This window comes from Radiobacillus kanasensis, from assembly GCF_021049245.1.
GTDB classification, from domain to species: domain Bacteria; phylum Bacillota; class Bacilli; order Bacillales; family Amphibacillaceae; genus Radiobacillus; species Radiobacillus kanasensis.
In genome coordinates, this window is record NZ_CP088020.1 from 3,401,398 (window position 1) to 3,426,757 (window position 25,360).

Annotated in this window: 25 protein-coding genes; all 25 read right to left on the reverse strand. The window is 41.4% G+C overall.

Features of this window, described 5'->3' with window-relative positions; translation table 11 throughout:
- Complete coding sequence (locus KO561_RS17380) at positions 1–1,314, reverse strand: carbohydrate ABC transporter permease (protein WP_231094585.1); 1,314 nt, start codon at positions 1,312–1,314, stop codon at positions 1–3.
- A 107-nt stretch (positions 1,315–1,421) separates the two neighbouring features.
- Positions 1,422–2,747, reverse strand: a complete 1,326-nt coding sequence (locus tag KO561_RS17385; RefSeq protein ID WP_231094586.1) for an ABC transporter substrate-binding protein — start codon at positions 2,745–2,747, stop codon at positions 1,422–1,424.
- 262 nt (positions 2,748–3,009) lie between these two features.
- Entirely contained in the window at positions 3,010–4,338 is a 1,329-nt protein-coding gene (locus tag KO561_RS17390) for an ABC transporter substrate-binding protein (RefSeq protein ID WP_231094587.1), read from the reverse strand.
- Positions 4,339–4,661: 323 nt separating this feature from the next.
- A complete protein-coding gene (locus KO561_RS17395) occupies positions 4,662–5,057 on the reverse strand; it encodes a F0F1 ATP synthase subunit epsilon (protein WP_231094588.1) in 396 nt (131 codons plus the stop codon).
- Positions 5,058–5,167: 110 nt separating this feature from the next.
- On the reverse strand, positions 5,168–6,571 hold the full coding sequence (gene atpD, locus KO561_RS17400; protein ID WP_231094589.1) for a F0F1 ATP synthase subunit beta: 1,404 nt from the start codon (positions 6,569–6,571) through the stop codon (positions 5,168–5,170).
- Between the two features lie 30 nt (positions 6,572–6,601).
- On the reverse strand, positions 6,602–7,462 hold the full coding sequence (gene atpG, locus KO561_RS17405; RefSeq protein WP_231094590.1) for an ATP synthase F1 subunit gamma: 861 nt from the start codon (positions 7,460–7,462) through the stop codon (positions 6,602–6,604).
- Between the two features lie 91 nt (positions 7,463–7,553).
- A complete protein-coding gene (gene atpA, locus KO561_RS17410; RefSeq protein ID WP_231094591.1) occupies positions 7,554–9,062 on the reverse strand; it encodes a F0F1 ATP synthase subunit alpha in 1,509 nt (502 codons plus the stop codon).
- Between the two features lie 21 nt (positions 9,063–9,083).
- Positions 9,084–9,626, reverse strand: a complete 543-nt coding sequence (locus KO561_RS17415) for a F0F1 ATP synthase subunit delta (protein ID WP_231094592.1) — start codon at positions 9,624–9,626, stop codon at positions 9,084–9,086.
- Positions 9,623–10,156: a F0F1 ATP synthase subunit B gene (atpF, locus tag KO561_RS17420; RefSeq protein WP_231094593.1), complete on the reverse strand. Its 534-nt coding sequence runs from the start codon at positions 10,154–10,156 to the stop codon at positions 9,623–9,625. The genes KO561_RS17415 and atpF overlap by 4 nt, the downstream gene beginning before the upstream one ends.
- Positions 10,157–10,295: 139 nt before the next feature.
- On the reverse strand, positions 10,296–10,502 hold the full coding sequence (gene atpE / locus KO561_RS17425; RefSeq protein ID WP_143896431.1) for a F0F1 ATP synthase subunit C: 207 nt from the start codon (positions 10,500–10,502) through the stop codon (positions 10,296–10,298).
- 131 nt (positions 10,503–10,633) lie between these two features.
- A complete protein-coding gene (atpB, locus tag KO561_RS17430) occupies positions 10,634–11,359 on the reverse strand; it encodes a F0F1 ATP synthase subunit A (RefSeq protein WP_231094594.1) in 726 nt (241 codons plus the stop codon).
- A gap of 5 nt (positions 11,360–11,364) precedes the next feature.
- Complete coding sequence (locus KO561_RS17435; RefSeq protein WP_231094595.1) at positions 11,365–11,751, reverse strand: ATP synthase subunit I; 387 nt, start codon at positions 11,749–11,751, stop codon at positions 11,365–11,367.
- A 342-nt stretch (positions 11,752–12,093) separates the two neighbouring features.
- Positions 12,094–14,286 carry a S8 family serine peptidase gene (locus tag KO561_RS20515; protein ID WP_331000807.1) on the reverse strand — a complete coding sequence of 731 codons (2,193 nt, stop codon included), beginning with the start codon at positions 14,284–14,286 and terminating at the stop codon, positions 12,094–12,096.
- A gap of 105 nt (positions 14,287–14,391) precedes the next feature.
- On the reverse strand, positions 14,392–15,021 hold the full coding sequence (upp, locus tag KO561_RS17450) for a uracil phosphoribosyltransferase (RefSeq protein ID WP_231094596.1): 630 nt from the start codon (positions 15,019–15,021) through the stop codon (positions 14,392–14,394).
- A gap of 150 nt (positions 15,022–15,171) precedes the next feature.
- The gene (gene glyA, locus KO561_RS17455; RefSeq protein WP_231094597.1) at positions 15,172–16,407 is read right to left on the reverse strand and encodes a serine hydroxymethyltransferase; all 1,236 of its coding nucleotides are present in this window, start codon (positions 16,405–16,407) and stop codon (positions 15,172–15,174) included.
- Positions 16,408–16,479: 72 nt separating this feature from the next.
- Positions 16,480–17,046 carry a TIGR01440 family protein gene (locus tag KO561_RS17460; protein WP_231094598.1) on the reverse strand — a complete coding sequence of 189 codons (567 nt, stop codon included), beginning with the start codon at positions 17,044–17,046 and terminating at the stop codon, positions 16,480–16,482.
- A 9-nt stretch (positions 17,047–17,055) separates the two neighbouring features.
- Positions 17,056–17,496 carry a ribose 5-phosphate isomerase B gene (gene rpiB / locus KO561_RS17465; RefSeq protein ID WP_231094599.1) on the reverse strand — a complete coding sequence of 147 codons (441 nt, stop codon included), beginning with the start codon at positions 17,494–17,496 and terminating at the stop codon, positions 17,056–17,058.
- Between the two features lie 17 nt (positions 17,497–17,513).
- Positions 17,514–18,116 carry a low molecular weight protein arginine phosphatase gene (locus tag KO561_RS17470; protein WP_231094600.1) on the reverse strand — a complete coding sequence of 201 codons (603 nt, stop codon included), beginning with the start codon at positions 18,114–18,116 and terminating at the stop codon, positions 17,514–17,516.
- 209 nt (positions 18,117–18,325) lie between these two features.
- A complete protein-coding gene (locus KO561_RS17475) occupies positions 18,326–18,880 on the reverse strand; it encodes a manganese efflux pump MntP (RefSeq protein WP_231094601.1) in 555 nt (184 codons plus the stop codon).
- Between the two features lie 103 nt (positions 18,881–18,983).
- Positions 18,984–20,015 (reverse strand): L-threonylcarbamoyladenylate synthase, encoded by a 1,032-nt coding sequence (locus KO561_RS17480; protein WP_231094602.1) that lies wholly within the window; start codon positions 20,013–20,015, stop codon positions 18,984–18,986.
- 836 nt (positions 20,016–20,851) lie between these two features.
- Positions 20,852–21,262 (reverse strand): hypothetical protein, encoded by a 411-nt coding sequence (locus KO561_RS17485; RefSeq protein ID WP_231094603.1) that lies wholly within the window; start codon positions 21,260–21,262, stop codon positions 20,852–20,854.
- A gap of 95 nt (positions 21,263–21,357) precedes the next feature.
- Entirely contained in the window at positions 21,358–21,996 is a 639-nt protein-coding gene (spoIIR, locus tag KO561_RS17490) for a stage II sporulation protein R (protein ID WP_231094604.1), read from the reverse strand.
- An 856-nt stretch (positions 21,997–22,852) separates the two neighbouring features.
- Positions 22,853–23,725 (reverse strand): peptide chain release factor N(5)-glutamine methyltransferase, encoded by an 873-nt coding sequence (gene prmC, locus KO561_RS17495; protein WP_231097238.1) that lies wholly within the window; start codon positions 23,723–23,725, stop codon positions 22,853–22,855.
- A 1-nt stretch (position 23,726) separates the two neighbouring features.
- Complete coding sequence (gene prfA, locus KO561_RS17500; RefSeq protein ID WP_231094605.1) at positions 23,727–24,797, reverse strand: peptide chain release factor 1; 1,071 nt, start codon at positions 24,795–24,797, stop codon at positions 23,727–23,729.
- Positions 24,798–24,886: 89 nt separating this feature from the next.
- Entirely contained in the window at positions 24,887–25,282 is a 396-nt protein-coding gene (locus KO561_RS17505; protein WP_231094606.1) for a hypothetical protein, read from the reverse strand.
- Positions 25,283–25,360 lie beyond the last annotated feature (78 nt).

Below are 25,360 nucleotides of genomic sequence, written 5' to 3' on the forward strand. Positions count from 1 at the left end.
TTATCTTGTCTTTCCTGAAATTAATTCAGAGCCGATTAATTTCACGTAAATGATACTGATGATGGCCACACAGATAAACACAATCACAGACAACACGGAACCTTCACCGAAGTTTTGCTGTGCGAATAAGGTCTCGTACGCATAAATAGAAATCGATTCTGTCGCGTTCGCTGGTCCCCCACCTGTTAATACGTAGATCAAGTCAAACACACGGAATGCATCCAGTGTACGGAACAGTAATGCAACGAGAATGCTAGATTTTAATAACGGTAATGTAATAGACCAGAACTGCTGTGTTTTAGTCGCTCCGTCTACCGAAGCCGCTTCATAAAGTGACATTGGAATGGTCTGTAAACCTGCTAGTAGTAATAACGCCATGTATGGAGTTGTTTTCCATACGTCTGCTAGAATGACGGAGAACATGGCACCATCCGACGTGGATAATAACCAAGATGCATCTGGAATGATGTTTAGGACTTCTAAATAATGGCCCACGATTCCGGACTGCCCATCGTAAAGGAATCCCCACATCATTGCAGCTACAGCGGTCGGAATGGCCCATGGAATGAGTACGGATGCCCGAATTAAACCTCGACCTTTAAAGGCTCTATTAATGAGAAGCGCGATTGCTAATCCAAGTACTAGTTCAAAACCAACGGAAATAATCGTAAAGAAAGTCGTATTCCAAAGAGATTGCCACATTCTTTTGTCTTTGAAATATTTTACGTAATTGTCTAACCCGATAAAATTGGACTTGAGAATGGTGTTACTCGTCGCTCCTAGTAAACCTGCTGTTTGTTCAAATTGATCGGATAATTGATCATCACTAGTGGATTCCGCAATGGCCGTCAGGTCTTCTTGATAAGATTGAAGAGCCTGTCGATAATCAACAGCAAAGTCATTATCAATCTGTTGATACTTTAATTCCGAATCCGTAACCGGCTGATACTTCATGAGCATTTCATCGATAATGGCAATATCCTTTTTGATTTGGTCATCACTTAACAATTCTTCATGGTAGGATTCAATGTTTTGTTGTATGTCTTTTACTTTTTCTGTGTTTTCTCCTGAAGCAGAGGATGCTAATGCCTCCAACTGGTTGCCAATGTAAAAATAGTTATCGGCATACCGCTCTAAATCAATATTTGCATCTAACATTTTTTGAGACCGTGTCGGATCATTTAAACGATAATCAAATAAGCTATTCCACATGGATTGTGCAACTGGCCACAGGGTAACGACAAAAACTAAAATAAGTGACGGTATTACCATGGCATACCCAAGCTGCTTTTCATTTAATTGAAATTTTTTCATTGTGATCCCCCTTCTTCTTTCATTTGCCCTGTGTCTGGAGCCAAGCTTTTAAAGAAAAAGCAAGATGAGAGTTAGCGCTCATCTTGCTCCTGCTTTTCGTAGAAGCATTATTCACTCATTGCTTCTTCAATTTTCGTTTGAATGTTAGCAGCTGCATCTTCCGCTGTTTGGTCACCAGTCAATGCTTTAGAAAGCTCGATTTGAAGAATATCAGAGATTTCTGGATAGATTGGTGTTACTGGGCGTGGTACGGCAGCTTCTAATACTTTTACAAACTCTGGATTTGCAAATAATGGGCTTGCTTCTTGCACTTCTGCGTCATCGTAAAGTGCTTTAAGTGTAGGTGCGGATCCACCTTCCGTTGCCGTGATTTTTTGTCCTTCTGCACCTGTCATGAATTTTACAAATTCCCAAGCTGCTTCTGGATGCTCACTGTAACGGTTGATCATTGTCATCCATCCACCAAGTGTAGCAGCACTTCCTGCATCACCAGCTGGCAATGTTGTAATCCCAACATTATCTACGACTTTTGATCTTTCTGTATCATTGGAAGATGCTTGCATGTACGGCCAGTTACGAGCAAATACGGCTTGACCTTCGATCCATGCAGTTTCTGTTTCTGTTTCCATGAAGTTCAAAATGTTATCTGGAACAAAATCAGAACCTACAATTTCTTGCATTTTCTTGATTGCTTTTACGGTTTCAGGACTGTTCGCAACCACTTCGTTGTTTTCGTTAATGATTTGTCCGCCATAAGAAGCGATGAATTCAATCGCGTTACAGACAAGACCTTCGTATTGAGCAGCTTGCATTAAGTAACCAAATTGAGTTCCAGCTTCCCCGTTAAGAGAACTAGCTTGTTCAATCAACTCATCCCAAGTTTTAGGAGGAGTGTCTACAATATCTGTTCTGTAGTACAACATCCCTGCATCGGTAAACTTAGGCATTGCCCATTGCTTTCCGTTAAATTTACCTGCAGCAACGGCACCTGGGAAGTAATCATCCATATTAATGCCATCTGCCTCGATGAAACGGTCTAGCTCTAATGCGTAGTTTGCTTGGGCAAATTCTGCTGGCCAGATAACGTCTGCATCAAATACGTCAATTTCAGCGCTTTGTGCACTAAATGCTGTTACATATTGGTCGTGTTGTTGACCAGTATCAGCAGGCATTTCACGGAATTCTACATCGATGTTAGGATGTGCTTCCTCAAATGCTGCCACTAACTTTTCGTTCGCTCCTGTTGTATCTACACCACGTGCATATACAATGGTAACTTTTTCTTCTTCTGTATTTTCATCTGTTGTTTCCGTATCGGTGTCTGTGTTGCCAGAATCGTCTGTTGTTTCTTCGTTCCCACCACTACAAGCTGCTAGAAATAGAACCAATAAAAGTAAACCAAAACTAACTAGCGCACTTTTCCATAGCTTCAAACTAATTCCCCCTTTAAATGAGTAGCAACTTTCATGTAACCGCTTAACCTATTGTCTGTAATATGATGAAATCGATTACATTTATCATTATATTACAACTGTTTTTGAGGGGTCAACCGTTTTTTAAGGAAAAATGTAATCGTTTACTATTATCGAATTTGGGAACTTGTATATACTTCTTAGAGTATCAACGGGTTCGATGACTTATTAAAATGGAAATAAAAAGTTATTCGACAAAATTCGGGTGGTGCCTGTCACTTAGTTATTCGGAAATTGCTGCTTCTATTTTTGCTTGGATGTTTGCGGCTGCTTCTTCTGCTGTTTGGTCACCAGTCAATGCTTTGGAAAGCTCGATTTGTAAGATATCCGAAATCTCAGGATAGATTGGTGTTACTGGGCGTGGTACTGCGGCTTCTAATACTTTTTGGAATTCTGGGTTTGCGAACAATGGGCTAGCATCTGTTACCTCTGTATCTTCATAGAGTGCTTTAAGTGTTGGTGCAGATCCACCTTCAATCGCTCGAATCTTTTGACCTTCAGGACCAGAAAGGAATTTCACAAGCTTCCAAGCAGCCTCTGGATGCTCACTGTACCGGTTAATCATAGCCATCCAGCCACCAAGTGTTGCAGCGCTACCTGCATCTCCTGCCGGTAAAGTAGTGATACCGATTTTGTCCATTACTTTCGACCTTTCTGGGTCATTAGAGGATGCTTGCATATATGGCCAGTTACGAGCAAATACAGATTGACCTTCAATCCAAGCTGTTTCTGTTTCCGTTTCCATGAAGTTTAGAATATTATCTGGGACAAAATCAGAGCCTACAATCTCTTGCAATTTACTAATCGCTTTAACTGTTTCTGGGCTGTTCGCTACCACTTCATTATTTTCGTTGATGATTTCACCACCGTAAGAGGCAATGATTTCGATTGCGTTACATACAAGTCCTTCATACTGAGCTGCTTGCATAAGATAACCGAATTGAGTACCAGCTTCTCCTTTAAGTGAGCTAGCTTGCTCAATTAACTCATCCCAAGTTTTCGGAGGGGTATCTACGATGTCTGTTCTGTAGTAAAGCATACCTGCATCGGAGAACATTGGCATCGCCCATTGCTTTCCGTTAAATTTACCAGCTGCTACTGTACCAGGGAAGTAGTCCTCCATATTAATCCCGTCTGCCTCGATGAAACGATCTAGCTCTAATGCGTAGTTCGCTTGGGCAAATTCTGCTGGCCAAATCACATCGCCTTCAAACACATCAATTTCAGCGCTTTGAGCACTAAAGGCTGTTACATATTGGTCATGCTGTTGACCCGTGTCTGCAGGCATTTCACGGTATTCTACATCAATGTTCGGATGAGATTCCTCGAATGCCTCAATTAACTTTTGTGTGGCACCTGTCGTATCTACACCTGATGAGTAAACGATGGTGACTTTTTCTTCTTCTGTATTTTCACTAGATGTCGTTTCCTTGTTTGAATCCGAATTGTTCGATTCACTAGATGTTTCCTCGCTTCCATTACTACATGCCGCTAGAAATAAAACAAGTAGCAGTAAACCAAAACTAGCTAACGCTATCCTCCATGATTTCAATGAATGTCCTCCTTTAAAATTTTTTAATTTGTAACCGTTTTACTTCACCTTGAATTGTTCGAATTTTGAAAACGATTACATTATAAGTATAGATTATGAATTTTGGAAGGGTCAACCGCTTTTCTTAATTGGAGTAAGCGCTTTCCTAAGATGATCTTAGAGTCCCAACAGCTTGAGCCCGTTTTTAAAATGATAATAAAAAGTCCTTCGACAAAAACCGGGTGGTGCCAGTCACGCCCCGGTTTTTGTCGAAGGACGGCAGCATGAAAAAAAGGCTTAAAACCAATGGTTTTAAGCCTTCTCCTATTTCGCCGTACGTTCTTTTAGCCTGTTATCTCTAGACGGTTTATTGCTCTTTTTAACGCTAGTTCTGCCCGTCTGAAATCAATATCATCTTGTTTAGATTGTAAACGTTGTTCCGCTCTTTCTTTCGCCTTTTTCGCGCGGTCTACATCGATCTTGGTTGGATCTTCAGCAGATTGTGCAAGAATCGTTACTTTGTCCGGACGGATTTCTAAAAATCCTCCGTTCACAGCAAGCTTTTTCTCGTTGTCCGCACTTTTGAGACGAACAGCACTTATGGAAAGAGGTGCAACCATTGGGATGTGTCCTGGTAAAATACCAAGTTCCCCAATCTCCGATTTACAACTAACCATTTCAAATGTATCTTCCAAGACAGGGCCATCAGGAGTGACAACACTCACAGTTAGTGTTTTCAATACAATCCCTCCTTGGGCTTGGATAGCAACTTAGTTGCCGATCCTACTATTGTGACCATAGTCAAAAGTCAGAGTAGTTCTACCCTAAACAGGCAAACTACCTTCCTTTACTAATAGTTCATTTGTTTTGCAGCTTCAACGACTTCCTCGATACGTCCAACAAGACGGAAAGCATCCTCTGGAAGATTGTCATGTTTGCCATCTAAAATTTCACGGAAGCCTTTTACTGTTTCTTGAACCGGTACATAAGAACCTGGTTGACCAGTAAATTGCTCTGCAACGTGGAAATTCTGAGATAGGAAGAATTGAATACGGCGTGCACGTGCAACCGTTAATTTATCCTCATCAGAAAGCTCGTCCATACCTAGGATTGCGATGATATCTTGTAATTCTTTATAGCGTTGAAGTGTTTGTTGCACTTCACGAGCTACGTTATAGTGTTCTTCCCCAACCACTTCCGGGTCAAGGGCACGAGACGTAGATGCCAATGGATCTACGGCTGGGTAGATACCTTGCTCGGAAAGCTTACGATCAAGGTTTGTTGTTGCATCTAAGTGAGCGAATGTTGTAGCTGGTGCCGGATCTGTATAGTCATCGGCAGGTACATAAATCGCTTGGATAGATGTAACGGAACCTTTTTTCGTGGAAGTAATACGTTCTTGAAGCTGACCCATTTCGGTAGCAAGTGTTGGTTGGTAACCAACGGCAGATGGCATACGACCTAGAAGGGCAGATACCTCTGAACCTGCTTGAGTGAAACGGAAGATGTTATCGATAAATAGTAACACGTCTTGGCCTTGCTCATCACGGAAGTATTCTGCCATTGTAAGTCCAGTTAATGCTACACGCATACGCGCTCCAGGTGGCTCGTTCATTTGTCCGAATACCATCGCTGTTTTTGCAATAACGCCAGAGTCTTTCATTTCGAAGTAGAGGTCGTTCCCTTCACGAGTACGCTCCCCTACACCAGCGAATACTGAAATACCACCGTGCTCTTGGGCAATGTTATTGATAAGCTCTTGGATTAATACGGTTTTACCTACACCCGCACCACCAAATAGTCCGATCTTACCACCCTTGATATACGGAGCTAGTAAGTCTACTACTTTGATACCTGTTTCTAAAATTTCTGTTTCTGTTGCTAAGTCTTCAAATTTAGGAGATTGGCGGTGAATTGGGTCTCTTCTCACACTAGCATCAACCTCTTCATCAAGGTCAATGTTTTCCCCTAATACGTTGAAAACACGTCCTAACGTTACGTCTCCAACTGGAACAGAGATTGGGGAACCTTGGTCCTTCACTTCTGCACCACGCTGAATTCCTTCCGTAGATGACATCGCGATTGTACGTACACTGTCATCTCCAAGATGTAGAGCAACCTCAAGCGTTAGGCTGCTTTCGCTACCATCTTTAGAAAGAACCGTTAAAGCGTTATAAATTTCAGGGAGATGTCCGTCTTCAAATTTAACGTCGACGACTGGTCCCATGATTTGTGTAACGTATCCTTTGCTCATCGTTTTCCCTCCTTACTTCTTTTCAATGTCCTATTCGAGTGCTGCCGCCCCACCAACAATTTCAGTGATTTCTTGTGTAATTGCTGCTTGACGGGCACGGTTGTAAGTCAGTGACAATTCGTCGATTAGTTGGTTCGCATTATCCGTTGCATTCTGCATCGCAGTCATACGAGCAGCGTGCTCACTAGCTTTCCCATCTAAAAGTGTTCCGTAAATCATGCTTTCCGCATATTGAGGTAAAAGAACCTCCAGTATTTTCTCTTGATCTGGCTCATATTCATAAGAACTTTTAGAACCAGAACCTTGAGAAATATCCGTTAACGGTAGTAACTTACGAGATGTTACTTCTTGTGAAATGGCGCTTACGTAATGGTTATAATAAATGTTTAGTTCATCAATTTCTTCATCGATGTACATTTGAACTGTTTCGTTAGCCAATTCCTTCACATCTGCGAAGTTCGGTTGATCCCCAATTCCAATGATTTCTTTTGCAACAGAGAAACCACGTTTCACAAAGAAATCTCTTCCGATACGACCAATCACGATAATCGTATATTCGTCCGCGGATTTATGGCGTTGCGTGATGTCTCGATACACCGTTCTTAGAATACTACTGTTATATGCACCAGCTAGACCACGGTCAGAAGTAATAACAAAGTATCCAACTTTTTTAACTTCACGTTGTTTCAACATAGGATGCTGAATATTAGAGTCATTCGCTGCGATACTCGATACTACTTCTTGGATCTTGTCGCTATATGGTACAAAGGATTTTGCATTTTGTTCTGCTTTACTTAATTTAGAAGCAGAAACCATGTGCATCGCCTTTGTAATTTGCTTCGTTTTTTTACGAGAATTAATCTTTTTCTCGATATCTCTTAAGGATGCCACGTCTTTCACCGTCCTTTCTTACAAGGATTTCGACCTAAACCTCTACAGAGTCATGTTCAAAAAGGAGATGCACTCCCTTTTGAGCGTCCTCTTATGCAGATGGTACGAATGTTTTCTTGAACGCTTCTACAGCACCATTCATATCTTCTGCTTCACCAAGATTTCCTGTTTCACGGATCGATTTCAACAAGTCTGCTTGATTGTTGTCTAACCATCCATGGAATTCAGACTCGAAACGAGTGATGTCTTCCACAGGAACATCATCTAGATATCCATTAACAAGCGCATAGATAATCATGACTTGTTTCTCTACTGCAAGTGGTTTGTGAAGACCTTGCTTCAACACTTCTACAGTACGAGCACCACGGTTCAACTTGGCTTGCGTTGCCGCATCTAGGTCTGATCCGAATTGTGCGAAGGATTCTAGTTCACGGTAAGATGCTAGATCTAGACGTAACGTACCGGAAACCTTTTTCATTGCTTTGATTTGTGCAGATCCACCTACACGGGATACAGAAAGACCTGGGTTAATCGCTGGTCGTACACCAGAGAAGAATAGATCAGACTGTAAGAAAATTTGTCCATCTGTAATGGAAATTACGTTTGTTGGAATATAAGCGGAGATATCCCCTGCTTGTGTCTCAACGAATGGAAGTGCTGTTAAAGAACCGCCACCCTTTGCATCACTAAGCTTCGCTGCACGCTCTAGTAAGCGAGAGTGCAAGTAGAATACATCCCCTGGGAATGCTTCACGACCTGGTGGTCTACGAAGTAACAAGGAAAGCTCACGGTAAGCAGCTGCTTGCTTAGATAAATCATCATAAACAACTAATACGTGTTTTCCGTTGAACATGAACTCTTCACCCATAGATACCCCGGTATATGGAGCAAGGTAAAGCAACGGTGCTGGGTCAGAAGCACCTGCAGATACAACGATTGTGTAATCAAGTGCACCGTGTTTACGCAGTGTTTCTACTGTACCACGAACCGTAGATTCTTTTTGTCCAATCGCTACATAAATACAGATCATATCTTGACCTTTTTGGTTCAAGATGGAGTCAATCGCTACTGTTGTTTTACCAGTTTGACGGTCTCCAATGATTAATTCACGTTGTCCACGTCCAATTGGTACTAGTGCGTCAATCGCTTTAATACCTGTTTGAAGTGGCTCATGAACCGATTTACGATCCATAACACCTGGTGCTGGAGATTCAATCGGACGAGTTTTACCTGTTTCAATGGCACCTTTTCCGTCGATTGCTTGGCCAAGTGGATTTACTACACGTCCTAGTAATTCCTCCCCAACAGGCACTTCCATAATACGACCAGTACGTTTTACTTCATCTCCTTCACGAATTTCCGTGTAAGGACCTAAGATTACGATACCGACATTGTTTTCCTCTAAGTTCTGTGCCATACCCATGACACCATTTGAAAATTCAACGAGCTCCCCAGCCATTACATTATCAAGGCCGTGCGCACGTGCAATACCGTCACCAATCTCGATAACTGTACCAACATCAGAAACTTGAATATCTGATTGATAATTTTCAATCTGCTGTTTAATCAGTGAACTGATTTCTTCAGCTTTTATGCTCATGCCATTTCACCCCTATCATCCTTAATTAGCTGACACTATGCTTCGCTCTAATCGAGTGAGCTTACCTGAAATCGATCCATCATAAATCGTGTTCCCAACTCTAATCTTGATTCCACCGATAATGCTTGGATCTACAATATTTTCGATTTTTAACACGTTGATGTTTAGCTTTTTAGCAAACACCTTAGAAATTTCTTCTTGTTCATCAATGGATAACTCACGAACGGAATAAACTTTTGCTTCTGCAATGCCCTTCTGTTCGTTTGCTAATTGAATGAAGTGTGAGATCACATCCGGAATAATTTCTTCACGGTGACGATCTACAAGAATAAATAATGTATGAATCACTTCACTAGAGAAGTCCTTTAACGATTCCTTTAGAAGGTTCTTTTTATCAGAAGCACTTACTTTCGGATTCGTTAGAAAGGTTAGAAGCTCTGGGCTTTGTTTTACAATTTGATCCAAAGCTCGAATTTCTTCCTCCAACTCTACTAAGCGAGATTTTTCTTGTGCAAGTTGAAAAAGAGCATCGGCATAACGCTTGGAAACTACTGCTTCACTCATCGCTCTTCTCCTACCTCTTTAATATATTCGGAAATCAATTTCTCTTGATCTTGTGCACTAATCTCTTTTTCAATTACTTTAGTAGCAATTTGTACAGAGAGTGTTGCCACTTGATCTTGAAGGGCTTGGATTGCTTTTTCTTTCTCGTTGTTGATGTCTTCTTGAGCCGCTTCTTTTATACGATCTGCTTCTTTACGAGCAGAAGCAATGATATCTTGTTCTTGCTTTTGACCAGCTTTTTTCGCCTCTTCAATGATAGCTTGTGCTTCTTGACGAGTTTGTTTTAATTGCTCGTTTGCTTCACGAGAAGCACGCTCTGCTTCTTGGCGATTTTTTTCAGCTGTTTCAATTTCGTTTGCAATATGGTCTTCCCTTTGTTTCATGACATTCATCAATGGTCCCCACGCAAATTTGCGAAGTAGGGCTAGTAATACTAGGAAGAAAAATAGTTGAACTAGCATGTCTCCCGTTAGTAGACCACCAATTCCACCACCAGCTTGTATCGTCAACCAACCTGTTAATGATTGCACAGATTTCACTCCTTTCGAAACAACGCAATAAATTCTAAAGAATTACTCCAGCTTTTTCCTTTGCGAATAGGTTCCTAATCGTAAAGGAATGGCGAAAGTTCAACTAAGTTTGACCTTCGCCATTTGCATATAAAATCTGTTACATCACGATTAGTGCGATTACAACAGCGATGATCGGCATTGCCTCTACTAGACCGATACCAATAAACATTGTTGTTTGAAGTGCACTGCGCAATTCTGGTTGACGCGCAATCCCTTCTACTGTACGACTTACGATTAAACCGTTACCAATACCAGCACCAAGTGCCGCTAATCCTACTGCTATTGCAGCTGCTAAAGCTCCCATAATGAAAATCCTCCTCATAATATATAAAAATTTAATTTGTTTCCCCTATGAACTTGGAGTGTCAATTACTTTCAACTGACATCCGTCAGCAGGGTTGAAACCTCACTGGCGGAAGTTTCGAAAAAATATTATTAATGGTCACTGCTCACTTTGTGAGACATATAAACCATTGTTAACATAGTGAAAATGAATGCTTGAATGGCACCTACGAATAAACTGAATCCTTGCCAAGCTAGCATCGGAATCGCACCACCTAGGAATCCAACGACACCTGAAGCGGCTAAACCTGCAAGCATCGTTAAAAGTACCTCACCTGCATAAATGTTACCGAAAAGACGAAGTCCTAACGTTAACGTATTAGAAAACTCCTCCAGTAATTTTACTGGGAATAAGAACCACATTGGGCGGAAATAATCTTTCCCGTATTCTTTGACACCTTTTACTTTAATCCCATAGTAATGAGTTAAAACGATAACCATAGCAGATAGTGTCAACGTAATACCTGGATCCGAAGTCGGTGACTTCCACCATAGTTGATGATGACTATCGGTCACCATGAAGGCTACCCCAAGTAAGTTACTGATAAAAATGTAGGTAATCAAAGTTAACCCCAATGGAAGAAAGGTTTTACCCGTTTTCCAATCCATTGTATCTCCAATAATTCCTTTTACGAAATCAATAACCCATTCCATAAAATTCTGGAGACCCGTCGGCTTCATTTGAAGCCTTCTTGAAGCTGCTACACCTAAGATAAAAACAATCAGAGATGCAATCGCAATCATCAATACATTAGATAGGTTAAAATCTAACCAAGATATTCCAAACACATCGAGAGCCAAAGGTTTTTCATGTTCCAAATCTTTCACCCCTCTTCCTTATGCAAATCTCTTGATTTAAGTAGTGCAAAATCTATCATAATAACAACATAAGCTGTCATTAATCCTATAATTACTGCTATAAGATGGAAGTATTCCTCAAAGCGTAGAGCGATTAAAGCGGCGGCTGCGCCAGATGCTAATCGCGTAAAAGTGCCAATGCCTCGCATTTGACGATTTTGAATGGTAGCTAATCCTAGCTGATTGATCTTTCGTTGCATAAGCCATAAATTGTAAAAGCTTATAACGGTTCCAAGGAGAAGTCCGAGGAAGATACGTGGATATGGTGTAAACCCCGCACCTACAACTAAAAGCGATAGAAGGTAGAACATCCATTTTCGTTGACGGGTTATCATACTATCATATTGATTCATATCTTATCCCCCGTATGTACAAATAGAAGTTCTTTCACATAGCATGATTTTACATGTACCAGAAATACGTAGAATAATCTTCCAAATATCTGTGATTTTTCCTATGTAACCCCTTACTATGCTCATCCTAAAATAGCATACAATAGGGGTTGTCCAATGTCAATCTGTACGTTTATAGAATTTCCGGAACAATCAAACTACAAAATATGTATAAGTTGTGTGCATAGTCACAATCATTATACTCGAAAAAAGTTGGTTTGATTTCGACAACTTTGTGACATTACAAAAACTTAACGAAGAGTGGAATGCACCTATTTCTCGCATCCCACTTTCTTCCATTAATTAGTTGTTTTGAATTTCCAATGGTACCTGCTTGTAATAGGTCATGCCATCCTTCATCGTGACGGTGATATTCGCTAAATAACTCCCACCATTACCGACGTTCCGTTCATCCATTACTCCTTCAGTCAAACCTTCTCCAAGTTCTTCTAAATGGATTAGTGTTCTATTGAACTGTAGCGTGTTTGGATTGTATAAATCAACTGTAACACCCTCAGCGCCAGCTGGTAAATATAACCGATACTCATACTTCCCATCCGAGAATGCCTCCATCCCAAATTCAAAGCCCATTATTTTCGGGAAATTAGCGTTCTTATTTACAAATAGATACGGAAGCTCAAAGCTTTGATTATCTGTTTTCAAGGTCAACCATCCTTGTTGTATGCCTTCCTGCAATTGAGTCGTTGTTACATCTAATTGAATCGGAACCGTCTTTGTCTGGCCAGCTTTTATCGTAAAGCTCATTGGAAAATGCCAACGAAGCCCTTGCTTTTGGTCCGGCAAATTAAAATGATAAGTCTGGTCTTTGTTCGAAACATTTTCAATCTCTAGCTTATAGGAAACATCTTCCTTCATCTCCTCAAGCTTACCAAGGGAAAGCAAAGGGTTATGAATGATTGTCTTCGTCTCAATCGCTTCGTCTATTCGCATTCTTCCCATTCCTTGATCGATTGGGTCATAGCGACCTCCCGTTTTGTCCTCTATTGGAAGTGCCGTTGTTAATAGAGCTCCTTTTATCTGTTCTGGTGACCATTTCGGATGTGCTTGCTTCACAAGCGCTGCCCCTCCAGCGACGTGCGGTGCTGCCATACTCGTACCTTGTAGCTCTTGATAGCCTCCTGGAACGGTACTGTTAATCGCAGCTCCTGGAGCTACTATTTCTGGTTTGATGTCCCACGAGACTGTAACTGGGCCACGTGAACTGAAGGAAGCCATCCTATCCTGTGATGTCTCATATATGGTGTCTATCCATTGGTTTTCCTCTACCATATTTTTCATTAACCACTCTCCATCCCTTTTTGAAAGAGAGGCTACTGGTATTTTTATCTCTTTTTCTTTGTCATTGAGCCCACCTTGAAAGGGACCCTTTTCATTATTAAAAATGAGGACAGCTTTCGCTCCAGCTTCCTCTGCTTTTCTCGCCTTTTCTTCGAATGGTATTTCCCCACGTTCCATTAGCACGATTTTTCCTCGGGCATGTTCAATGTCTTCCTTACCGATTCCACCATAAACAATCTGATACTTTTTTTGAAGATTCCAAGCAACAGACCCCATCAATGTTGTAAGAGGGATTTTCTTATCTGTAAAGGAATCAAATAGGTAAGGAGACTTTAGTGGAGGGGTAGAAGCTCCTACGGATATAGCTTTATCGGAGGTAGCTGGTGAACCAACAGTCCAGTTATTCGGCCCAGCGTTTCCATTTGCAATAACCATGGTGACTCCTTTTTCAATTGCCTTGTTTACAGCAATCGTAGTCGGCCAATCCGGCCCATTTACTGTATTTCCTAGGGACATATTAATGACATCCATTCCATCATCGACTGCTTTTTCTAAAGCTGCGATGACTTGAACAGATGTCCCCATGCCACCAGGCCCCAACGCTCGATAGCCGTAAAGCTCGGCATTAGGAGCTATTCCTTTCATTTTTCCGTTGGCAGCAATAATCCCAGAGACATGTGTTCCGTGTAAAGTCGGTTTCCCTTGTTCAGGCAAAGTTTCCATCGGTTCCTCATCTAGGTCGACTAGATCATATCCTCCCTCGTAACTGGAGGCTAAATCTGGATGCGTGTAATCCACTCCTGTGTCAATGACGCCGACTTTGACTCCTTCTCCATCGTACTTTACGGGTTCATCCAGGGAAGAGGAGGGAGCTTTTAAAAACGGAATACTTGTATTCACATTCATGGTTTTATATGTGCGAACTGGATAAGAATTTTCTATATCCTCCATGAGCGTAATCTCTTCGATGTCTCGCTTGTCCCCTTTTAACGCGATAGCATTTAAAAGGGTATCATACACTTCCACCACTTCCACGAATGGGTGATGATCTTCTATGTATGCTTTGTGTTGGTAGGGATTCCCACTCACTTCCACAATGACAGAAGTTTGGTCAGATTCTACTTGGCTTTTCGCGTTTATAGGAACAAATCCCATTAGTAAGGTTAAAGCTACGGTTAGTTTTGCGAACTTCCACATAGAATCCTCTCCTCATGTTTTTTAGTTCTTAGTGTCTGTTGGAGGAGAGAATTCCATACATAAAAAGAAAAAGCCTAGAGAAAATCTCTAGACTTTGTGTACTTCTTATTTCGTTCCAAACAAGCGATCGCCAGCATCACCAAGACCTGGGACGATGTAGCCTTTTTCATTTAGTTTTTCATCTAGTGCGGCCAAATAAATGTCCACATCTGGGTGCTCTTCTTGAATGACTTTTACTCCTTCTGGTGCCGCGATTAAGCACATCAGCTTAATATTGTTTGCTCCACGCTTTTTCAAGGAGTGAATCGCGTCATTTGCTGATCCCCCTGTTGCAAGCATCGGATCAATGACAATAAGCTCTCTTTCTTCAATATCAGAAGGCAGCTTAATATAATACTCTACCGGCTTTAACGTTTCTGGGTCGCGGTACAAACCAACATGTCCTACTTTAGCAGCTGGAATTAAACGTAGGATTCCATCTACCATTCCTAATCCAGCACGAAGAATCGGAACTAGTCCAATTTTTTTACCTGAAAGAATTTTCGTTTTAGCTGTTGTAACTGGTGTATCAATCGTAATTTCTTCTAACGGCATGTCTCTTGTTATTTCAAACGCCATGAGGCCTGCCACTTCGTCGACTAACTCACGGAATTCTTTTGTTCCTGTACTCTTCTTTCTTATGTATGTTATCTTATGCTGAATTAACGGATGATCTAACACATATACATTACCCAAGACCCGATCACTCCTTAAAATTTTTACATCTTCAAAATTGTACTGAAAATAAGAGACTCTTTCAAGCCTAATATTTGCTTGATTACTCTTTTACATTCCTACATGTAAAAATACCCCTACCACTAGAAACGTGGCGAGGGGTTTTAATTCTTATTGATAGAGAGGGAATCGACTAGTTAATGCCTCTACTCGATCCTGTACTTCTTTTAGCTTTGCTTCGTCTTCATGATTTTTTAAAGTGGTGGCAATGATGGAAGCAATCTCATCCATTTCTTCCAAGCCAAATCCTCTCGTCGTTACAGCTGCTGTACCGATACGTACACCGCTTGTTACAAACGGACTTTCTGGATCGAATGGGATCGTATTTTTATTCGTCGTTACTCCAACATCATCTAATGCTTTTTCTGCCACTTTACCAGTTAAGTTCAATGGACGTACATCTAATAAAAGTAAGTGGTTATCCGTTCCACCAGATACGATGCGAATGCCTTCGTTTTGTAATGCTTCACTTAAGCGTTGGGCATTGTCAATAATTTGCTTCGCGTAGGCTTTGAAGTCCTCGGATAATGCTTCTTTCAACGCCACTGCTTTCGCAGCAATCACGTGCATTAACGGGCCACCTTGAATACCTGGAAAGATTGATTTATCGATTTGCTTCGCAAACTCTTCTTTACAAAGAATCATTCCACCACGTGGTCCACGTAACGTTTTATGCGTCGTTGTTGTTACAAAATCTGCATAAGGTACTGGACTTGGATGGTGTCCTGTTGCCACAAGACCAGCGATATGCGCCATATCTACCATTAAGTATGCGCCTACTACATCAGCAATTTCACGGAACTTTTGGAAGTCTATCTTACGAGGATAAGCACTAGCTCCAGCAACGATTAGCTTTGGTTTCACTTCTTTTGCCTTGTTTAAGATGTCTACATAATTTAGTTGTTCGGTTTCTTGGTCCACGCCATATTCTACGAAGTTATAAAGCTTTCCACTGAAGTTCACCGGACTACCGTGTGTTAAATGTCCACCATGGCTTAGGTTCATCCCTAAAACGGTATCACCCGGCTCTAGCACGGAAAAATATACAGCCATGTTTGCTTGTGCTCCAGAGTGTGGTTGCACGTTAACGTGATCGGCACCAAATAATTCTTTAGCACGGTCACGAGCAAGATTTTCAGCTACGTCCACATACTCACAGCCACCATAATACCTTTTGCCCGGATAGCCTTCTGCATATTTATTGGTTAATACAGAGCCTTGCGCTTCCATTACCGCTTCGGTTACGAAGTTTTCCGATGCAATCAGTTCAATCTTGTCATTTTGACGCTTTCTTTCGTCTTCCATTGCTTGAAAAAGTTCTGGATCGAATTGTTTTACGTGTTCCATCGTAGAATCCCCCTGTACGTGTAATAATTTATATAGACACATGTAAACATGTTTCTCCCTAAATGCGTAAGACTATCTCATCTGATTATCTGGGTATTCAGCCCGTTTTCCACCTATTAACTTCGGTCTTGTTCGAGCTGTATTCACTCGTGCATGGCCAACATATCTCTGCTTGAAACGAAGTGGAATCGCAACTGGTTTTAGATGCATGCCAATCATCGTTTCCCCGATATCCATCCCCGCATCTGCTACAATACTTTCTACTAACACGGGATCTTGAAACTGTTTAAAGGCGTACGAAGCCATCGATCCCCCTGCAGTTGGAACGGGAACAGCCGTTACTTCTGTTAATCCTCTTCTTATCGCCGTTTCTCTTTCCACAACAATCGCTCTATTTAAGTGCTCGCAGCATTGGTAGGCTACTTCTATGCCTGTTTGTTGTTTCAGCTGATCGATTTTATCAAAAATAATAGTAGCGATTTCTTCACTTCCGGATGTCCCAATTCGTTGTCCTGCCACTTCGCTCGTCGAGCAACCGACGACAAATAGTTGACCAGCCTTTAAGTAATCACTCCTCAGCCACTCCTCCACAATGCTAGCAAGTTCAACGGACCACTTTTCTAAGTCAAGATTACTCATTAGAAATCCCTACTTTTCCTCGTATTCACTAATCTTGTTGATTCGGTTTTCGTGGCGACCAGCTTGGAATTCTGTGTGTAACCATGTTTTCACGATTTCTACCGCGAGCCCAGGACCAATCACACGCTCGCCCATCGTAATCATGTTTGAGTTATTGTGCTCCCTCGTCGCTTTTGCACTGAACACATCATGCACTAGAGCTGCACGAATTCCTTTTACCTTGTTTGCGCTAATCGACATTCCAATGCCAGTTCCGCAAATTAAAATTCCTTTATCAAATTCTCCACTAGCAACCCTTTCCGCTGCTGGAATAGCGTAGTCTGGATAATCAACAGAATCCTCACAATCACAACCAATATCCTCAAAGTCAATATTGGATTCCTTTAAAAGGTTCGCAATTTCTTGACGTAAATTTACTCCACCATGATCTGAAGCTAGAATCACTCGCATGGATGAAACCCCCATTCTTATTTTTCTTGGTTCTCTATTTTCTCAACAAGTAAATCAATATACGTTTCTAATTCCACTAATGTTTGTTGATAAACAGGAAGACTTCCTCCGAATGGATCGGAAATATCCAAATTAGGTAAGCTATTTTCTAATTGTTGAATCTCCCTTAATTCCGTACTAAGTTTATCATACATTTGATCATTCGTTAGGAATTTTCCTTCTTTATTAATAATGTTTGCACGTTTTTCTTCTAAAGCCGCATAAGCCTGCTTGAGTTGTTCCCATGCCTCTGATTTTCCTTCTAACACATATTCCTTTAACGTGTAAATTTTATCATAGTAATCAGGGAATTGAGACACTAAAGACTGTTTATGCTGTGTAGTCATTGTTAAAATAATATCTGCCCAGTGCAAATTCTCAGCTGTAGTAGGCTGGGATTGATGATCGAGTGTAATCCCTTTTTCTAAAAGTGTGTCAACCGTGCCTTGTGAAGGGCGCTGTCCTAACCCAGCAAAAATCCCGCCAGATTGAACTTCAAAATCTGGACGTTTCTTTCTTAACAAAGCCTCAGCCATCGGGCTTCTGCACGTATTTCCGGTACAAACAAATAATATTCTCATGAAGTCGTCCTCCAGAACGGTCTCTTTGTGAAAAACTATATCATATCCTTCCCACCGCGACAAAGAAAGATGTATGGGTATTGGTTGATCTGGATGTGCTGGCGGAATGGATGGGGATGGGTGTTAGACTCGGAAGCGCCTGATTATTTAAGAATGGAGGTTAAACATGCCGTAAACGTCAAAAAGCCAAGAGCAACTGCTCCTGACTTTTATCCAAAAATAATTCGGAGCCCAAAGGCACATAAAATACTGCCACCTAATAGCTCACTATAAATGCCCAGCAACCCTCGCGCTTTCCTGCCTAATAATAGACCTGTCCAGGTTAGAAGCATGCTAAAAAAACCAAAGAGCGCTAACGCAAGTGCAACTTGCACTCCTGACATCCCGAGGCTTAATCCAACGGAAAAGCTATCCAGGCTAACGCTTATGGAAAAAATAGCTAGTCCAAAGCCTACAGGACTTAAAATTTGTTTATCTTCGTGATTAAAGGAGGAAAGAATCATTTGGACCCCTATCGCGATGAGTAGGAGACCTCCCCCGATAATGGCAAATCCTTCAATTTTGGTCGAGATAAATTGACCAATCATAATTCCTAGAAAAGGCATAGCGATATGGAAAAATCCTACCGTTATCCCGATCATAGCAATTCGCTTTAGACGTAAGGCTTGCATTCCCATTCCTAGCCCTACAGAAAATGCATCCATGCCTAACGCAATTGCCATAAAGCAAAGGGAAATAAATTCCCCGATCTGCAAACCCGGCATACTGCCAACCCCTCTCTGGACATGCTAGTTAACTATATGCGTGAGAGGGATTGAATATGTCAGAGTAACTGGGTTCATCGTTTTAAAGTACCTACGGATAAATCTATCCTATTTGTTTTGTCGCAGCTTTTGTTAGACGATTCATGATAGCCTGACCGACCCCGTCGTATGGAAAGCTTTCACAAAGAATCACATCAAAATCCTGTTCTTTGAAATGACGAAGAGCGTCGTATAGGTGGCGAGCAACTTCTTCTAAATGGTTTCGTGATCCGACCATTTGGATATCCGGGGCAACTAGCTGATCTGCATATTCCTTACTTACGATGACCGCTACTTTTTTTCCTTTTTGTTGGAAGGCATCAATCTGATTTTGTATGGCTTGTGCATCTCCCTGTACTAGATAAAGTGGGACTTCGGGAGCATAATGGGTATATTTCATTCCTGGTGACCTTGGACGTAGGGACTCATCGGCTAATCCAGGGTCTACCATAACCGGTCCAATTAAGCTTTCTATATCTTCTTTTGTGATGCCTCCTGGTCTGAGAATGACCGGAATCTCCCCCGTACAATCAATAACAGTAGATTCAACCCCAACAGAGGTAGGTCCCCCGTCTAGCAATGCCGCAATTCTACCATTTAAATCTTCATAAACGTGATTTGCTGTGGTTGGGCTTGGTTTCCCTGATTGGTTCGCACTAGGTGCGGCAAGAGGTAGATTACAAGCCTGCAACAGAGCTAATGCAACAGGGTGATCTGGAATTCGAATTCCAACCGTCGATAATCCTGCTGTTACGTTTTTCGCTAATGTCTGATTACTTTCTAATATGATAGTAAGAGGTCCTGGTGTAAACCGTTCGATTAGACGATGCGCCACATCCGGTATTTGTGTTACATATTGCTTCATTTGTTCTCGATTCGCAACATGCACAATTAAAGGGTTATCCGAAGGGCGCCCCTTTGCCTTGAATATTTTAGCAACTGCTTCTTGATTGCGAGCATCCGCTCCAAGTCCATAAACCGTTTCAGTCGGAAAAGCTACTACTTCTCCTTGCTTTAAGAGCTCACTAGCCAATTGAATATATTCATCACCCGTCGTCGGATTGTTTATCTTCCAATAGTTTGTTTCTTCTTTCATCATGATCGCCTCAATCTTTTCCTATTAACATGTTATCCACAATTATGAAAGGTTGTTGATTTTTTCGCAAGTGAGTCATGTTATATGCTTTCGGGGAATAGATTCTGCTGGGGTGGGGAAAAACCGGCCCGAGGGGGAATAAACTTTGCCTGTGAGGGAAATTCCTTAATCCAAAGGGGAATATAACTCGCACGAGAGGGAAATTACTCGCCGAAGGGGAATATAACTCGCACGAGAGGGAAATTACTCAATCCGAAGGGGAATATACCCTGCACGAGGGGGAAATTACTCGCCGAAGGGGAATATATCTCGCACGAGAGGGAAATTACTCAATCCGAAGGGGAATATACTCTGCACGAGAGGGAAATTACTCGCCGAAGGGGAATATATCTCGCACGAAAGGGAAATTACTCAATCCGAAGGGGAATATAACTCGCACGGGAGGGAAATTCCTTAATCCGAAGGGGAATATACCCCGCACGAGAGGGAAATACCTTGCCGAAGGGGAATATAACTCGTACGAGAGGGAAATTCCTTAATCCAAAGGGGAATATAACTCGCACGAGAGGGAAATTACTCGCCGAAGGGGAATATACCCCGCACGAGAGGGAAATTACTCAATCCGAAGGGGGATATAACTCGAATGAGAGGAAAATTCCTCACCAAAGGGCAAAAACCCCAATCCGATGGCGAGTAACCAGCCTAACGTCAATATCCAAGCAAGAACGAACGCTTAACACACGAAAAATCCTTCCCAAAAACAGGAAGGATCTCATCTATCCACATTCACACACAAGTTATTCACACCACTTATCCACAAATGTGTATAACTAAGTCTATTTCACTTCTATCTTCCACCAGCTTCCACGGTTCTCTAACAATTCTTCTGCAAATGCCGGGGTGTCCACACGCTTAAAATGAATCATTTGTAATAATGTATCCAGTGTAGTTTGGTGACTATATACAAAAAGGGACTCCCCCTCTTTTTCCTTTGCTAACGCGATGGCAGATTCTAAGATAGCCAAAGGAAAAGTAGCGGGAACGCCTTCCTTCATATATAAGCTTTTTAACCATAATCCGTTGCTTTTCACGGGAGAAAGGGCAAAGTATGCCTTATACGTTCCTTCATGTTCTACAAGATAGCCGTACTGCTTCAGAGATTGTTTTTCTTCAAACTGACTCCACTTTTCTTCGAAGAAATCGTGCAAAACTTTTTCATCTAAACCTGCTGTATCAATGAATTTCAATGGTTCCACTCCCTATCTGCTATGATCACATCTATTTCTAGTATTCTATAGTATGAAATCGATAGGGTGTAATATGCTAGATTTTCTAAATTCGGTTAGAAACCGAGCCATTCAAGCAAGAAGAATTTCACTTCTACCTCTTCTTCATCAGACGCTTTATCCTCTTTCTTTTCTTCTTTCTTTGATTCTTTTTTACCCTCTGGTTCTGCTACACTCGTTCCATTTGAGAAATCTAGAAAGCATAACGGTGGGAATAAAACACACCACCAATTTGCTCCTTTTCCTTCCCCAAGTGATATAAGAATCGCTTCATACTTCCCAGCTGGATACACATAAGATCCATAAACCTTAGTAGGGAATTTTACGTCTTTCCCATAACGTACGCGGTAGGATTGATCACTATTGTTTTCCTCTAATGTTGCTGCCACAATCTTTTCTATTTTTGGTAGATTCTCTTGGATAAGCTGTCTTGCTTTCTTAATATCAGACATGTCTTTTACCCACTCGTTGATTTGGGCATTCACTTTGTCTCGAACTTTTCTTTTTAATTGTTGATCCACTTCTTTATCACTGTTTGCTAGAATACGAAGACGAATTGCTTCATCTGGAATGACTTGATAGTCCTCCGCCTGCGCTTTTTGATTAGTAACCTTTTTTTCCACTGTTAAACTTTGTCCTGGAAATGCTCCTAATAAAAGAAATAATGATAAGAAAATAAATAATTGCTTTCTCATGATTCCTGCCCCTCTCTTCTTCCCTGTTACAAACAGTATGGGCAGAAAAAAATCTTTTAAACTCGCAATCTATTATTTTTTTATTTTCCATGCATAAAATTTCAAAGTTTATAGAAAATGCGACATAACGAAATAATAAATCTTACTACAAAACCATCGGTTTAGTGACTGCTCGGTTTATGTACGATGCTGATTTCCGTTGCGGGTAATCGCTTTCCGCGGGCACGGTCTCAGCCAGGCTACTGCATCGAGTGATCATCTTTGCTGCCTTGCACCGAGGAAGCTTACTTCGAAGCGTTACTAGAAGACGCAGGTGCATCTTTCGGGGTCTTCAACTCGTGCTGTTCCCGCAGGAGTCGATTAACCTCCACTCCAATCAACATGCCTTAAGTAGCTAACAAATAAAGGGTTCCGAACGTATAAAGTAACTTTTAATAATATTATAAGTAAGTGAAACCTTATTAAGATAGCGATTCATAGTTATCAGACTTATAATTTTTGAATAGGGTTTCCAATTATTTAGAACATTTAATTAGCTGCTTCCGGCTACAAAGTTTACCAAATTAGAAAGTAGTAACTTAGCGTAGGCAGAATACGGAGACTCCTGCGGGAACAGCACGAGGTGAAAGCCCCGCAGGACAAGGAAAGCTCCTATGAATACACATCGCACGCAGAAAAAGCGGATTTCTTTTTCAAGGAAGTGGGTTGCTTCCGAGGAGATTGAGGCCGTGCCCGCGGAAAGCGAAGTATTCTGCCGAAGCGCGGCATCAAGCCTCACTTCATTATTTTTTCAATAAATAAATTCACGTCGCATTTTATATAAATAAAGACATACTTTTAAAAAAACAGCCTATTGTTATTTCTTTATAATATGAGCAAACACCATACGGTCCTTCCCGTTCATGTCCTTTCGAATTTCAACTTCGCTATGAGGAAAAGTCCATTGAATAAGTTGTTGAACATCCGCTCCTTGCTCATGTCCTATTTCAAATGCAAGCCAGCCGTCTTGTTCTAACACTTCCTTAGCTTGGACTATGATTTCTTGATAGGCAGCTAATCCTTTTTCCTCTGCAAACAAAGCAAGAGATGGATCAAAATTTTTCACCGTATCCGATAACGAGTCTGCATCCGAATAGGGAATATAAGGTGGATTCGAAACAATGATTCGGACTTTCTCTCCTTGTTCAAGAAGCGGTTGTAAGAAGTTTCCTTGTGAAAAGGTGACATCCGCACCGAGACGCTCTGCATTTTGATTTGCGACAAGAAGTGCTTCCTCAGAAATATCAACGGCACGAATGTTTAAGTTTGGCTCCTCTAGTTTTAAAGAAATTGCAATTACACCACTACCAGTGCCGACATCAACTACTTTAATCGGCTCCTTATCATAAGATTTCTGGATAAGAGATAGAACTCCTTCCACTAGTTCTTCCGTTTCCTGTCGAGGAATCAGGACATGTTTGCTCACAGAAAAGGGACGTCCATAAAAGGATTCTTCTCCCGTTAAGTGCTGAACAGGAATACCCGATTTTGCATGGGCTTGTATGTCCCACTGAAAAGATTTCAATACAGATTCTTCTACCTTTTCTCGTAACGAGGATAAGAATTCTGCTTTTGACATTTGCAGGTGGTGTTGTAACAAAATCTCGGCAACTTTTTCCTCCCGATTACGCTCCTCTAAAAAAGAAGAAGCCCAGCGGAGGGCTTCATATATGCTCATCTTTTCTTTCATGTTACTCACCAATTTGCTCCAGTTTTTTCGTTTGCTCTTCAATCAACAGGGCGTCGATTACTTCTCCAACTTTCCCTTCCAGGATTTGGTCTAGCTTTTGAATCGTCAAACCGATTCGATGATCGGTTACCCGGTTTTGTGGGAAGTTATACGTACGGATACGTTCGGAGCGATCTCCTGTACCTACAGCTGTTTTTCTCGTTTCATCGTATTCTGCTTGTGCTTCCTGCTGGAACTTATCATAAATCCGTGCACGAAGGACTTTCATCGCTTTTTCTTTGTTTTTGATTTGCGATTTTTCATCCTGAATCGATACAACGATTCCTGTTGGCATATGCGTTAAACGAACAGCAGACATCGTTGTGTTAACACTTTGTCCTCCTGGTCCACTAGAAGCGAAGGTATCCACACGGATATCCTTTTCATGGATGTCGATTTCGACCTCTTCCGCTTCCGGCATAACTACGACGGTTGCTGTTGATGTATGAATTCGTCCACCTGATTCCGTTTCTGGAACACGTTGCACTCGGTGCGCCCCATTTTCATACTTCAACTTCGAATAGGCACCTTGACCATTAATCATAAAAATGATTTCTTTGTACCCACCAACACCAGTCGAGTTCGCTTCCATCACGTCTATTTTCCAGCCTTGTGATTCAGCGTAACGGGAATACATTCTAAATAAGTCCCCTGCAAATAATGCTGCCTCATCTCCACCTGCCGCACCGCGGACCTCCATAATAACGTTTTTATCATCGTTTGGATCCTTCGGAAGAAGAAGAACTTTCAAGCGCTCTTCTAGCTCTTCTTTCTTATCAGAGAGTTCACCAATCTCCATTTTCACCATGTCATACATGTCATCATCTAAGTTATCTTCTAGCATTACTTTCGCATCATCCAATTCGGATGTGGTTTCTTTATACTCACGATAAGCTTGAACGACTTCTTGTAAGTCTGATTGCTCTTTCGAATATTCTCTTAGTTTTTTCGTATCATTAATAATTTCCGGATCACTCAGAAGTTCATTGAGTTTCTCATAACGATCTTCAAGTGATTGTAACTGATCAAGCACGACTTCCACCTCTTTCTCCTTAACAGTCTAATTATAGTACAGGAGAAAAACCCCGTCAAAAATAGCTTGGAACTGTTTTCTATAGTATCTTATTCAATAATCACTTGAATGTTGTAACGTTGAATTTCAGCCTCGATCGCGCTCTTTATATTCTCTATCCACGCCTGTTCCTCTTCTCCATGTATAGCTTCATCGATTGATACGGAAACGATTGCATCCGATTGTTTGAGTTGAACCATGTTCACTTGAACTCTAGGCATCCGTTCTGCTGCGTTCTTTATGATACGCTTGTCCTTTTCCGTGTCCCACGTATCACCCGTTTCATCTATTTTACGTGGACCTGGGTTGTTAATTTGGATATGTCCTGGATCTGTAGTTTCCGTCTGATCTGTCAACAGCGATGTGGAATTAGGATCTGGTTCGTTCTGAGCACAGGCTGCTATCCCTATAAACAGGATGACACTGCATACAGCAATTCTAAACATATGTATCCTCCTAGCCCAATTTTTTCTTATTGTTTCCAGCTAGGAGAAAATTATGAAAAAGAAGAAGGCACGAATAAA